The organism is Streptomyces sp. NPDC004284 (assembly GCF_042874035.1).
GTDB lineage: Bacteria > Actinomycetota > Actinomycetes > Streptomycetales > Streptomycetaceae > Streptomyces.
This window is the reverse complement of sequence record NZ_JBIAMJ010000011.1, coordinates 183,003-194,979: the sequence shown is the minus strand read 5'-3', so window position 1 is coordinate 194,979 and position 11,977 is coordinate 183,003. Positions and strand designations below refer to the sequence as shown.

14 protein-coding genes and 2 pseudogenes are annotated in these 11,977 nt (G+C 71.4%); 14 read left to right on the top strand and 2 right to left on the bottom strand.

The window, feature by feature from the left end:
• Positions 1 to 82, top strand: a pseudogene (locus ACFYUS_RS26655) (DUF3099 domain-containing protein); the annotation flags it as partial.
• 107 nt (positions 83 to 189) lie between these two features.
• Positions 190 to 273 (top strand): annotated as a pseudogene (locus tag ACFYUS_RS26650) (DUF3099 domain-containing protein); the annotation flags it as partial.
• 31 nt (positions 274 to 304) lie between these two features.
• Here the strand turns inward: ACFYUS_RS26650 and ACFYUS_RS26645 are convergent.
• Positions 305 to 667 carry a DsrE family protein gene (locus ACFYUS_RS26645; protein WP_388857025.1) on the bottom strand — a complete coding sequence of 121 codons (363 nt, stop codon included), beginning with the start codon at positions 665 to 667 and terminating at the stop codon, positions 305 to 307.
• 103 nt (positions 668 to 770) lie between these two features.
• Here ACFYUS_RS26645 and ACFYUS_RS26640 point away from each other — a divergent pair, with 103 nt between their 5' ends.
• From ACFYUS_RS26640 to ACFYUS_RS26600, 9 genes are all read left to right on the top strand, one after another.
• A complete protein-coding gene (locus tag ACFYUS_RS26640; protein ID WP_388857023.1) occupies positions 771 to 1,577 on the top strand; it encodes a hypothetical protein in 807 nt (268 codons plus the stop codon).
• Complete coding sequence (locus tag ACFYUS_RS26635; RefSeq protein ID WP_388857019.1) at positions 1,574 to 2,365, top strand: hypothetical protein; 792 nt, start codon at positions 1,574 to 1,576, stop codon at positions 2,363 to 2,365. Before ACFYUS_RS26640 ends, ACFYUS_RS26635 begins: the two co-directional genes overlap by 4 nt.
• Positions 2,362 to 3,225 (top strand): hypothetical protein, encoded by an 864-nt coding sequence (locus ACFYUS_RS26630; RefSeq protein WP_388857016.1) that lies wholly within the window; start codon positions 2,362 to 2,364, stop codon positions 3,223 to 3,225. The genes ACFYUS_RS26635 and ACFYUS_RS26630 overlap by 4 nt, the downstream gene beginning before the upstream one ends.
• 225 nt (positions 3,226 to 3,450) lie before the next feature.
• On the top strand, positions 3,451 to 4,023 hold the full coding sequence (locus tag ACFYUS_RS26625; protein WP_388857013.1) for an FABP family protein: 573 nt from the start codon (positions 3,451 to 3,453) through the stop codon (positions 4,021 to 4,023).
• Between the two features lie 356 nt (positions 4,024 to 4,379).
• Entirely contained in the window at positions 4,380 to 5,036 is a 657-nt protein-coding gene (locus ACFYUS_RS26620) for a hypothetical protein (protein WP_388857010.1), read from the top strand.
• 14 nt (positions 5,037 to 5,050) lie between these two features.
• Complete coding sequence (locus tag ACFYUS_RS26615; protein ID WP_388857006.1) at positions 5,051 to 6,706, top strand: N-6 DNA methylase; 1,656 nt, start codon at positions 5,051 to 5,053, stop codon at positions 6,704 to 6,706.
• A complete protein-coding gene (locus tag ACFYUS_RS26610) occupies positions 6,703 to 7,332 on the top strand; it encodes a restriction endonuclease subunit S (protein ID WP_388857003.1) in 630 nt (209 codons plus the stop codon). Before ACFYUS_RS26615 ends, ACFYUS_RS26610 begins: the two co-directional genes overlap by 4 nt.
• Positions 7,333 to 7,374: 42 nt before the next feature.
• On the top strand, positions 7,375 to 7,812 hold the full coding sequence (locus ACFYUS_RS26605) for a Fur family transcriptional regulator (RefSeq protein ID WP_388857000.1): 438 nt from the start codon (positions 7,375 to 7,377) through the stop codon (positions 7,810 to 7,812).
• 10 nt (positions 7,813 to 7,822) lie between these two features.
• A complete protein-coding gene (locus ACFYUS_RS26600) occupies positions 7,823 to 8,788 on the top strand; it encodes a YgfZ/GcvT domain-containing protein (RefSeq protein ID WP_388856997.1) in 966 nt (321 codons plus the stop codon).
• Here ACFYUS_RS26600 and dtd read toward each other — a convergent pair whose 3' ends face one another.
• Positions 8,789 to 9,214: a D-aminoacyl-tRNA deacylase gene (gene dtd, locus ACFYUS_RS26595; protein ID WP_388856994.1), complete on the bottom strand. Its 426-nt coding sequence runs from the start codon at positions 9,212 to 9,214 to the stop codon at positions 8,789 to 8,791.
• Positions 9,215 to 9,353: 139 nt separating this feature from the next.
• Between dtd and ACFYUS_RS26590 the strand changes: the two genes are divergently transcribed.
• The 3 genes from ACFYUS_RS26590 to ACFYUS_RS26580 are packed head-to-tail and all read left to right on the top strand — an operon-like array spanning position 9,354 to position 11,959.
• A complete protein-coding gene (locus ACFYUS_RS26590; protein WP_388856991.1) occupies positions 9,354 to 9,992 on the top strand; it encodes an ABC transporter substrate-binding protein in 639 nt (212 codons plus the stop codon).
• Positions 9,993 to 10,046: 54 nt separating this feature from the next.
• On the top strand, positions 10,047 to 11,291 hold the full coding sequence (locus ACFYUS_RS26585) for a GNAT family N-acetyltransferase (protein ID WP_388856988.1): 1,245 nt from the start codon (positions 10,047 to 10,049) through the stop codon (positions 11,289 to 11,291).
• A gap of 44 nt (positions 11,292 to 11,335) precedes the next feature.
• Complete coding sequence (locus tag ACFYUS_RS26580) at positions 11,336 to 11,959, top strand: TetR/AcrR family transcriptional regulator (RefSeq protein WP_388856985.1); 624 nt, start codon at positions 11,336 to 11,338, stop codon at positions 11,957 to 11,959.
• The last annotated feature ends 18 nt before the right edge of the window (positions 11,960 to 11,977 follow it).

Below are 11,977 nucleotides of genomic sequence, written 5' to 3'. Positions count from 1 at the left end.
GTGGTGGGACGACCCCTCCGGGGACCCGCAGTCGGACGAGTGGTGGGACGAGCTCGACGGCAAGAAGCGGCGCGAGCCCTGAGGACACGGGCGCGCTGGGAGTCCGTCGGACGGAGTCCGGCGCAGCGGCTCGAAGCCGGGGAGGCCCCTTGGGGCCGAGCGGTGCGAGAGGTGCGTCGGGAAGGGGTCCGGTGGTGGGACGACCCCTCCGGGGACCCGCAGTCGGACGAGTGGTGGGACGAGCTCGACGGCAAGAAGCGGCGCGAGCCCTGAGGACACGGGCGCGCCGGGAGCCGTAGGGGGCTCAGTAGACGAGTGCCTGGGTGTCGTCGGACATCGCTTCCTGGACGAAGACCTGGGCGCCGGCGATGCGGACGCCGTTCAGGACGTCCTTCTCCGTGATGTCGCGCCGGGTCGCGCACTGGGTGCAGAGGGTGATGCGGCCGGCGGCCAGGATCGAGTCGATGAGGTCGGGGAGGGGTGCGGCGTGGGGGAGTTCGAATGCGGCCGCGCGGCCCGGGAGGGCGAACCAGGAGGACTCGCCGGTCAGCCAGAGTGAGACCTCGACGCCGCTGGCGACGGCGACGGCGGCCACCGTGAAGGCCTGGGAGCAGCGTTCGGGGGCGTCGGCCCCGGCGGTCACCTTGATCACGAGCTTCTTCGCCATATGCCGAACTGTAATGCGAGGGGCTGCAACTTCATGCGCCTCTCACGTGTCAGCTGTGTGCGCGGGTGACGGAATCCGCGCTTCAGGTCTCGTGGGGGGACTCTTGGATATCGAAGAAAGTATCCAAAATACGGATACAGCATCACCACCCGAGCCGGAGACGGACGCGGAATCAGCGCCTCCGGTCCGGCGGCCGCGTCGCCGGGTCCTCCGTACCCTCGGGCTCATCGCCGTCGCCGCCGTCATCGGCCTCGTCGGCGGCACCGCCGTCGGCTACGGCATCCAGGCCGACCGCGAACCGACCGCGCTCCCGCCGCTGAACCAGCCGGGCCTCGCGTACCCGGCGAAGCCGCTGCCGAAGGGGCAGGAGCCGGAGCCGCTGTCGGCGAAGGAGGACCGCCAGGCGAAGGCGCAGGGCGATCTGCGGAAGCTGCTGCTGCCGAAGCCGGCGGGAGCGCGGGCCGAGGGGGCGGACGGGTGGCAGTCGCTGGACGCGTACGCCGACACGTTCACCCGTCCCGAAGGCGCGCTGGAGTCCCAGCTCGACGCGGGGATCCGGCGGATCGCCACGCGCTCATGGCGGGTGGGCGAGTACAAGACGGTCAAGATCGACCTCGTGCAGTACCGCTCCTCCTCCCTGCTCGGCGCCGCGGACGAGATGAGGCATCAGCAGCGCATCGCCATCAGGGAGGACAAGTCCGCCTCCCTCGGGAAGCCGGTGAAGGGCTCTTCGGAGGGCCGCTACTTCGTCTACCCGGTACGCCGTCAGGCGGGGTACCTGGATGCGTACGACGCCCGTGCCTTCATCCAGCGCGGCGACATCGCGATCACGATCCTCATGTACGACACGCACAAGATCGCCGAGAGCGAGATCCGTTCTCTGGCCGAACGGCAGCTGGGGCGCCTGTGAGCGAGAAATCGGGGAGCCGCAAGCGCCGGGTCCTGAAGAACGTGCTGGCCTCCGTGGTCGTGCTCGGGATCGTCGGCGGCGGTGTCGCGTACACCGTCGTCACCGTCGACCGCGCCGACCGGACCGCCCCCACGGTCGCATGGGCGGAGCCCGGCGCGACCGCGACCGCCGAGGACCCGGCCGCCGCCGGCGTCCTCCGGGGCCGGGCGTCCACGCCGCTGAGCAAGCTCCTCCTGCCCGTGCCGGAGGGCTACGCGCTCGGGTCGGACATCGAGGGGTACGGCAACGACGACGAGGTGCCCGCGAAGCAGGCCGCGGCCCTCCTCAAGCGGACGGGCAAGGCCTTCTACGGCAAGAAGCGCCGCGCGTACGAGAAGGCGGTCGACCGGCTCGGCATCCAGGGCATGGCGATGCGCTCGTACGCGGCGGAGGACAGCACCCTCCAGGCCGAGGTGCTCATCCTGAGGATGAAGGACAAGAAGTCGGTCCGCGAGTTCTTCGAGACCCGCAAGGACATGTCCGAGCTCCTGGGGCTGCGCAAGGGCCCGAAGATCAAGGAGCACGCGAAGAACGCCGCCTGCTACCTGGGCCCCAAGCCCGAGAAGCCGGAGCGGGACGACGAGAACGAGCGGACGCCCGACCTCCAGGACATGGTCTGCTCGGCGTACGACGGCGAGGTCATGGTCACCGTCCGGGCGTACGGCGCCGCGCCCTTCGACCAGCAGGCCGTGGCGGGCCTCGTCGAGAAGCAGCTCCGCCACATCGAGTCCCCGGGGGAGTACGTATGACCGAGCAGCCGACCGGTACGGCCGTTCCGGAAGCGGCCGCCGCCGACGCGGTGGCGTCCGTCCCGGAACCGGCGGCCGAGCCCGCCCCCGCCGCGCCCCGCCGGTCCCGGCGGGTCCTGTGGGCCGCCGCCCGCTGGACGGCCGCCGTCGTCGTGTGCGGCGGCGTCGGTGCCGGAACCGCCATGGGGATCACCGCGATGGACCGGACCGACGTACCCGGTCTCGCGACCGAGAGCGACGGCCGCTGGGAGTACCCGCGGCTCCGGCTCCCGGCGCTGCCGGCGGACCGGCCGCGTCCCTTCACCGAGGGCAACGACGGCGAGATCCACTACGCCGACGTGCGCGAGCTGCTGCTGCCCGCCCCGGTCGGCGCGACGCCCGATCCGGAGCTGACGGGCGGGTTCGTGTCCACGGAGGCGTACCTCTCCCTCTACGCGAAGGAGTTCCGCGACGACCTGAGGAAGCACCTCGCGGACTCCACCCTGCGGCACGTCGCCGCCCGGGGGTGGACGACTCCGGACGGCACCCGCACCAGCATCCATCTGCTCCGGTTCAGCTCCGTGGCGTACGCGGAGTCGTACAAGGACCTGGCCCTGGAGATGGACGGGGCGGCCGGGCCCAAGGCCCTGCCGGACGGGGTGGAGGGCGTCGTCCCGGAGGCCTTCGCGGACGACATCGAGGTGCCGGAGACGAGCATGTACGTCTACCGGGAGAAGAAGCCCTACGGCCCCGAGCAGGTCCGCTGGGCCTACGTCCAGGCCGGCGACACCCTCGCGCTGATCACCCAGACCCGCAAGGGCGAGGCGCCCGCCGTGCCGTTCCAGCAGACCGTCACGCTGCAGAACCAGCTGCTGGGCTGATCATCGGGGAGACCCACCTCACCGAGTGGGCCGGACCCCCGCCCACTAAGCTGGGGTCCGGCCCGTTCCGCCTTCACCGCTCAGTCGAGGAGCACCCCATGATCGCTTTCTTCGAAACTCTCCTGGTCCTGGTCGCCGTCGGCGTGATCGCCTTCGCCGGTCTGACCGTGAAGAAGCTGTACCAGGGCCAGCGGTAACCACTTCTAGAGAACGCCAGAGCTGCTCATGATCGAGATCCCGTCCGACCTCAACCCGGACCTCGTCCCCCTCGCGTTCCTGCTCGGTACGTGGGAGGGCGCGGGTGTCTCCGATTTCCCCGGCGCCGAGAAGTGCAACTTCGGCCAGTCCGTGACGTTCAGCCACGACGGCCGGGACTTCCTGGAGTACCAGTCGCACACCTGGGTCCTGGACAACGAGGGCAACAAGGTCCGCCCGCTGGAGAGCGAGAGCGGCTACTGGCGGATCGACAAGGACCGCAAGGTCGAGGTCGTCATGGTCCGTGACCAGGGCGTCGTCGAGATCTGGTACGGCGAGCTCGCCGACCAGAAGCCCCAGATCGACCTGGCGACGGACGCCGTCGCCCGGACCGCGGCCTCGGGCCCGTACAGCGGCGGCAAGCGGCTCTACGGCTACGTGAAGAGCGACCTCATGTGGGTGGGCGAGAAGGCGACCCCCGAGGTCCCGCTCCGACCGTACATGTCGGCGCACCTGAAGAAGGTCGTCACGCCGGAGGAGGTCGCGGAGATGGCCCGCAACCTGCCCGACATGCCGGACGACGGCATCGCGTTCTTCCGCTAGGAAGGACGGCTTCTTCGAAGCCACCTGTGTGTGAGGGCCCGCCGGCGAGTACCGGCGGGCCTTCTGTGTACCCGGACGGCAAAGGGTTCACAGAATCATGATGACCGCGATGCACTTGATCGTGTGGCGGTGGTGCGCTACGTTCTCTCGCAACGGGTTCTCTGGAACGCGCGAAACCCCCGGCCGCATGTGGCGTGGCCGGGGGTTTCACAAGCCGTGCTCCAGGTGGCGTGACATGCAGAGGCGATCCTGAAGCTTTCGAGACGAGAGCTTAGCGTCCGAATCGGTCAGGCGCCACACGCAGTCGGCGGAAACCTGCATGGCACATGTCGCCGCGACGAGCATCAGGGGGAAGAGTGGGCGAGCTGCCCGCATGGATGTCCGGTTCCTTCTCGGAGCCGCGGCTGGACGAGTATCTGCGCGCCGCGCGGGGGAACACCGTCCGGGCCGCCCGGCTGTACTGGTGGAACGTCGAGGTGTCCGGCGCTCTCTTCGGGCCGTTCCACTGCCTTGAGGTCGCCCTGCGCAACGCCGTCCACCGGGAGCTGGCCGGACACCACGGCCGTGCGGACTGGTGGGAGGTCGCCCCGCTGTCGGAGAGCAGTCGCCGCAAGGTGGAGCAGGCGCATGCCCAGTGCCGCCGGAACCGTTCGGCCGCGACGCCGGATCGGGTGGTGGCGGAGCTGTCGTTCGGATTCTGGGCGTCGTTGCTGACGAGGGGGTACGACCGGACCTTCTGGGTGCCGGCCGTACGCAAGGCCTTCCCCGGGTACTCGGGCCGTCGTGACGCCTTGTACGACCAGCTGTGGTCCCTCGTGCTGCTCCGCAACCGGATCATGCACCATGAACCCGTTCATGCCCGGGATCTTGCGGCGGACCACGAGAAGCTCTACCGGATCATGGGATACGTGAACGAGGTACTCGCCAAGGAAGTCCGGTCGATGGACCGCTTCCCGGAGGTCCTGGCGGCGAAGGGTGCCGTGCTGAGCGGGCGGCACACGCCGCGCTTCTGAGAGGAACGGCCGTCATGCGCAAGCCCGACCGCACACTGGTCACCCGGTCCCGGATCGCCGAGCTCGCCGGAGTGAACCGGCCGGCCGTGACCAACTGGGCCGGCCGGTACCCGGACTTCCCCCAGGCTGTGGACAGCGTGGCGACCGGCACGGGCAGGGCGGACCTCTTCGTCGCCGAGGAGATCGGGGCCTGGCTCAAGGAGCGCAGGATTCCCGCGCCGGCCCTGCGGGACGGCGAGCTGCCCGGAACCACGTACGGCGACCGCTTCCTGGCCGCCCTCGGCCAGGAGCACCGGACCGAGCCGCTGACCGTCGTCGGCCGCCTCCTCGACGAGCGCGGTGATCTCCAGCGGGCCGACCGGCTGGACCTGCTCATCGCACTCGTCTACGTCTTCGGAACCCGGAGGGAAGCCGACCGCGGATACCGCGCACGTCTGACGGAGAGCTGGGGCCACCTGCAGTACGTGCTCGTCGAGGACGGTGTGTGGCAGCCCGGACGGTTCGACGACAGAAGCGGGTTCCCCGATCTGTGGCGACTCGACGACGTGGTCCGGAGGGCCGCGGCCGCTCTGGAGGAAGCCGCGTGGGACCGGGACTCGGCCGCGGAAGCACTCGACCACCTGGTGGAGCTCCGCATGGAGGTGGACGCGCGCGGCGGTGAGATCCTCACGCCGTCCTCGGTGCGCCGCCTGATCGCGGGGCTGCTGCCAGACAGCGGTCCCGTCCTCGATCCGTACTGCCGCACGGGCGAGCTCCTGGACGCGTGCGTGGCGGCCGGGCGGAACGGAGGAGCGGACGCGCGTACGGACAGAGCCGGAATCGTGGCCCGCGGCATCTGCGGCGACGAGATCGGTACGTACCTCACCCGCATGCGGATGCGCGTCCGAGGGATCGAACCGGAGCTCGCCGGGTGGGGCGCGCTTCCCGCCCCCGACCGGTTGCCCGGCACCAGCGCCGACCGCTACACCCGGGTGGCGACCAACCCGCCCTTCAACCTGCGGGCGGGGGAGCGGGGCTGGGATCCGACCCTGTTCCCCTACGGGATTCCCCCGGCGGTCAACGGCAACTTCGCCTGGCTCCAGCTGGCACTGGCCGCGCTCGCTCCCGAAGGGCGGGCCGCCGTCCTCATGCCGGACATCGCGGCCCAGTCGATGAACGGGGCGGAGCGCACCATCCGAGGCCACATGGTGCAGGCCGGAGCCGTAGAAGCCCTGATCGCTCTTCCTCCCCAGTTGTTCGGACGGGCGACGGGCGTCAAGGCCACGCTCTGGCTGTTGAGGCCCCCGACGGGACACGGCGACGAGGTCCTGTTCATCGACGCGCAGTCCCGCGGATCCATGACGAGCCGCGCCCGGCGGGAGCTCTCCGTGGGCGATGTGGACACCCTGATCGACACGTGCTCACGGTGGCGCGCGGCACGTCGGGCAGGCGAGCCGTTCCAGGGGAGCAGCGGATTCAGCGTTTCGGTGCCCGTGGCGGAGATCGCTCGCCGCGATCACGTGCTGACACCGGCCTTGTACGTCCCCACGGAGGCGTCGCCTCTGCGCGCGGCCTCCGGCCGTGACGAGGTCGACCGGCTGATCGCGGAGCTGGCCGTCCGGGACGAGGACGCACGCGAGGCCGACGACCGGGCGGCCCGTGCACTGGGGAAGTGGCAGGAGAAGCGATGACGGACCTGGACCACGGCCGGCGGATCCGGCCGCTCGTCGATCTGTGCGAGACCCAGATCGGGCTGGTCGTCCGGCCGGGCGAGTACCAGGAGACAGGCGTCCCGGTGGTGGGCGCGCGTGACATCGTCGGTCACCGGGTCACTCGTGCGCCCGATCGGTACCTGGACTCGGACGGACGTCGGGGCGGCCGGGACTACCGCCTCAAGGCCGGGGACGTTCTCCTCACCCGCTCGGGGACGGTCGGCAGGGTCGCGCTCGTCACCGAGACCGAAACGGGGTGGCTCAACGGGCCGCATCTCATCCGTCTCCGCGTACGCGCGCGGGCGGAACTCGATCCCGAGTACCTGGCGACGTATCTCTCCGCGTCCGCCGCACAGGGATGGTTCCAGCGTGTGGCGACCGGCTCGGCCGTCCGGCACATCTCCACGAAGATGCTCGGTCAGCTGCCGGTCCGGCTGCCCCCGCTCGCGGAACAGCACGAGATCGGCCGCACGCTGGCCGCTCTCGACGAGAAGGTCCGCGCCCACGAGGAGGTCGTACGCACCACGCGCGCGCTGCGCGGTGCCTTGGCCGACCTGCTCGCCTCCGGGGACATGCCGGACGACGGCATCGCCTTCTTCCGCTAGACACACCGGGGTGGCGCACCGCGTCCTCCTACACTGGGGGGCGTGGTGAGCACCGACTGGAAGAGCGACCTGCGGCAGCGCGGCTATCGGCTGACGCCGCAGCGGCAGCTTGTCCTGGAGGCCGTGGACAAGCTGGAGCACGCGACCCCGGACGACATCCTCGGAGAGGTCCGCAGGACGGCGTCGGGGGTGAACATCTCCACCGTGTACCGGACCCTGGAGCTCCTGGAGGAGCTCGGGCTGGTCTCCCACGCGCATCTGGGGCACGGGGCGCCGACGTATCACCTGGCGGACCGGCACCACCATCTGCATCTGGTGTGCCGGGACTGCTCCGAGGTGATCGAGGCGGACGTCGAGGTGGCGGCGGAGTTCAGGGGGAAGCTCCGGGAGACCTTCGGGTTCGAGACGGACATGAAGCACTTCGCGATCTTCGGCCGGTGCGGGGACTGTTCGAACAAGGACGTGGGCGGCGAGTCGTAGGCTCTTCTGTATGAAGAGCCCTCTGTTGTCCCTGCCCGGCGCCGTCGCCGCCGAAGGCCGCGACGAAGGCGTCGCCGCGCACTACGGCGATCTGTTCCGCGAGCAGCGCGCCCTCGCCGAAGGCGAAGGCTTCGTCGACCTCTCGCACCGGGGGGTCGTGGCCGTCTCCGGTGACGACCGGCTGAGCTGGCTGCACCTGCTCGTCACCCAGCACATGACCGAGCTGCCGCCGGGGCGGGCGACCGAGGCGCTGATCCTCTCCGCGAACGGGCACATCGAGCACGCCCTGTACCTCGTCGACGACGGCGAGACGGTGTGGGCGCACGTCGAGCCGGGGACGCGCGAGGAGCTCCTCGCGTACCTGGAGTCGATGAAGTTCTTCTACCGGGTGGAGGTCGCCGACCGGACGGAGGACTTCGCCGTCGTCCATCTGCCGGCCGGGTCCATCGCCGAGGTGCCCGAGGGCGTCGTCGTACGGGAGACCCCGCACGGCCGTGATCTGTTCCTGCCCCGCGCCGAGCTGGAGTCCTTCGCGGCTTCGCACGGGCCGGCCGCCGGGATCCTCGCGTACGAGGCGCTGCGCGTCGAGGCGCACCGGCCGCGGCTCGGCTTCGAGACCGACCACCGGACCATCCCGCACGAGGTCGGCCTCATCGGGAGCGCCGTCCATCTGCAGAAGGGCTGCTACCGGGGGCAGGAGACCGTCGCCCGGGTGCAGAACCTGGGGAAGCCGCCGCGCCGCCTGGTCTTCCTGCACCTGGACGGCAGCGAGGTGCTGCTGCCCGGCCACGGCACCCCGATCCGGCTCGCCGCCGACGGCGAGGAGGGCCGGCAGCTCGGCTTCGTGACGACCGCCGTCCGCCACCACGAGCTCGGGCCGATCGCCCTGGCGCTGGTGAAGCGGAACGTGCCGGTGGACGCGCCGCTGATCGCCGGGACGACGGCCGCCGCGCAGGAGACCGTCGTCGAGCCCTGATCACACGTCCAGAAGCACCGTGAACGGGCCGTGGTTCGTGAGCGAGACGCGCATGTCCGCTCCGAAGCGGCCCGTCTCCACATGGGCGCCGAGGGCGCGGAGCCGGGCGACGACCTCGTCGACGAGGGGTTCGGCGACGGGGCCGGGGGCGGCGGCGTTCCAGGTGGGGCGGCGGCCCTTGCGGGCGTCTCCGTAGAGGGTGAACTGGGAGATGACGAGCAGCGGCGCGTTCACGTCGGAGCACGACTTCTCGCCTTCCAGTACCCGGACGGACCAGAGTTTTCTGGCCAATTGGGCGGCCTTCTCCGGGGTGTCCTCGTGGGTCACCCCGACCAGCACGCACAGCCCTTCGCCGGTGATCTCACCGACGGTCTCCCCTGCGACGACGACACTCGCGCCGTCGACCCTCTGCACCACTGCTCGCATGCGCACCAACCTACCGAGCGGGAGGCGGGCCGAAGGACGAGGGGCCGAACGGGTGCAGAGCGCCTGCACGTGCACAGGGAGGAGTGGCACCATGCCTGAGAGGCGGTGCGGCTCCGCACCGGTCGAGGGGACGATTCTCATGAGTGCACCTGGCACCGGGCCGACGCCGTCCGGCCCCGTACCGCTGATCCGAGTCGGTGGTTCTTCCATGACGCGCCCACCCGTGCAGCGGACCGCCGAACCCGGGCCGATGGACCAGGCGCAGGCCGACCGTGCGCAGCCCGGCCAGAGCGGCCGTACCCAGCCCGACCTCGGCGCCCTGCGGCTGCCCGAGCTGCGGACGCTGCGCCGGGACGCGCAGAGCGACGAGGCCGATCTGAGCTATGTGCGCCGGATGCTCCAGGGGCGGATCGACATCCTGCGGGCCGAGCTGGCGCGGCGGACCGACCCGGAGGCCCCGGTCCTCGACCGGCTCTCCGAGATCCTCGCCGACGTGCCCTCGCGGCACCGCAGTTCGGCGCGGCACGTGACGCTGTCGACGCCGCGCGGCGAGGAGTACCGGCGGCTCGCGGCCGAGATGCTGTCGGAGGTCGAGCTGTCGGACCTGACGGCCCGGACCGATGACGAACTGCACGCGGCGATGGGCAGGCTCGCGGGGTACGAGCAGCAGGTCTCGCGGCGCCGCCAGCACCTCCAGCGGACCGCCGACGACTGCAGCGCGGAGATCGCCCGCCGCTACCGGGAGGGCGAGGCGCAGGTCGACGACCTGCTGGCCTGAGCCCCCGTGGAAACTCGCGTGCGGAGGCGTTGCGGCCGTGCATAGGGTCGGGGGATGACTGTCGACGTGCGCGCCGTGACCGAGTCCGAGTTCCGAGAGTGGCAGCGGGCACTGCGCACCGGGTTCCTCAAGGAGCCGGTCGTCTCCGACGAGGAGGTCGCCGACCGGCTGGCCCACGCGGACCTCGCGCGGACGCTCGGCGTCTTCGACCGGGACCGGGTCGTCGGCACCCTCCGGTCCTTCCGGCAGGAGGTCAGCACGGTCGGCGGGGGCAGTCTCACCGCCGACGCGATCACCCAGGTCACGGTCGCGCCGACGCACCGCAGGCAGGGGCTGCTCGGTCGGATGATGTCGGCCGACCTCGCCGCCGCGAAGGAGCGGGGCGACGCGATCGCGACGCTGATCGCCGCCGAGTACCCGATCTACGGGCGGTACGGCTTCGGCCCGGTGAGCTGGATCGCCGAGTGGAGCGTGGACGTGCGCGGGGCGGGTCTCGACCCGCGCCGCTCGGGCCGTCCGGAGGACGGCGGGCGGATCGAGCTGACGGACGCCGACGAGATCCGCAAGACCGGCCCCGAGCTGTACCGGCGGCTGGCCGGCGTCCGCGCCGGGCTCACGAACCGCGACAAGCGCGACTGGGACCGCGGCACCGGGCTCGGCCCCCAGAGGGTGCCGTGGCGGGAGCCGTACTACGTGCTCTACCGGTCGGCGTCCGGCGAGGTCGAGGGGTACGCGGCGTACAGCGCCGACAGCAAGTGGGACGACGCGAAGCAGCCGCAGAACACGGCGACCGTGCGCGACCTCATCGCCGTCACCCCGGCGGCCGAGCGCGCCCTGTGGCACTACCTGTGCTCGCTCGACTGGATCTCCACGGTCCGCTCCGGCTACCGGGCGCCCGACGAGCTGCTTCCGATGCTCCTGCCCGACGCGCGCGCGGCGAAGCTGCTGACGTACGCGGACATGCTGTGGGTCCGGCCCCTGGACGTGGTCCGGCTTCTGGAGAGCCGGACGTATCCGGTGGAGGACGGCCTCGTCCTGGAGGTGCGGGACACCGCCGGCCCGGCTGGCGGGCGGTTCCTGCTCGACGCCTCCCCGGCGGGCGTGTCCTGCGCCCCGACGACCCGTTCGGCCGATCTCGCCCTGGGCGTGGCCGAGGTGGGCGCGCTCGCGTTCGGTGACGAGTCGGCGGTGCGGCTGTCCCGGCTCGGGCGCGTGGAGGAGCTGACGAGCGGTGCCGCGGCCCGCGCCGACCTGCTGTTCCGTACGCCGCTGCGGCCCTTCTCGCCCGACATCTTCTGATTCCCGCCGTCACTAGGATGGACGTCTCTCAAAGGAGATGTCCCGTGAAGCCGGAGTACCCGGCCGGGCTGCGCGAGCGGAAGAAGGCGCGCACCCGGCAAGCCCTGTCGGACGCCGCGATCGCCCTCTTCCTGGAGAAGGGGTTCGACGGGGTCTCCGTCGCGGAGGTGGCGGCCGCCGCCGAGGTCTCGAAGCCGACGCTCTTCCGGTACTTCCCGGCGAAGGAGGACCTGGTCCTCCACCGGTTCGCCGATCACGAGGACGAGTCCGCGCGCGTGGTGGAGGCCGGGCGGGCCGGGGGCACGGCGCCGCTCGACGCGCTGTACGCGCACCTGCTCGACGGGCTCGGCCGGCGCGACCCGGTCACCGGGCTCTGCGACGTGCCGGCGGTCCTCGCGTACCACCGGCTCCTGTACGGGACGCCGGCCCTGCTCGCCGGGATCCACGGCTATCAGCAGCGGTCGGAGGAGGTCCTCGCGCAGGCGCTGGGCGGTGATCCTCTGGTGGCGCGGCTCGCGGCCGGGCAGATCGTGGCCGTGCTGCGGATCCTGGCGAACGAGAACGTGGCCCGGCTGACGGCGGGCGAGCCGCTCGACGAGGTGGGGCGGGACGCGGTGGCGGCGGCGGGGGAGGCGTTCAAGTCGCTGCGGGAGGGGCTGCCGTACTGACCCTGCCGCGATTTTTCG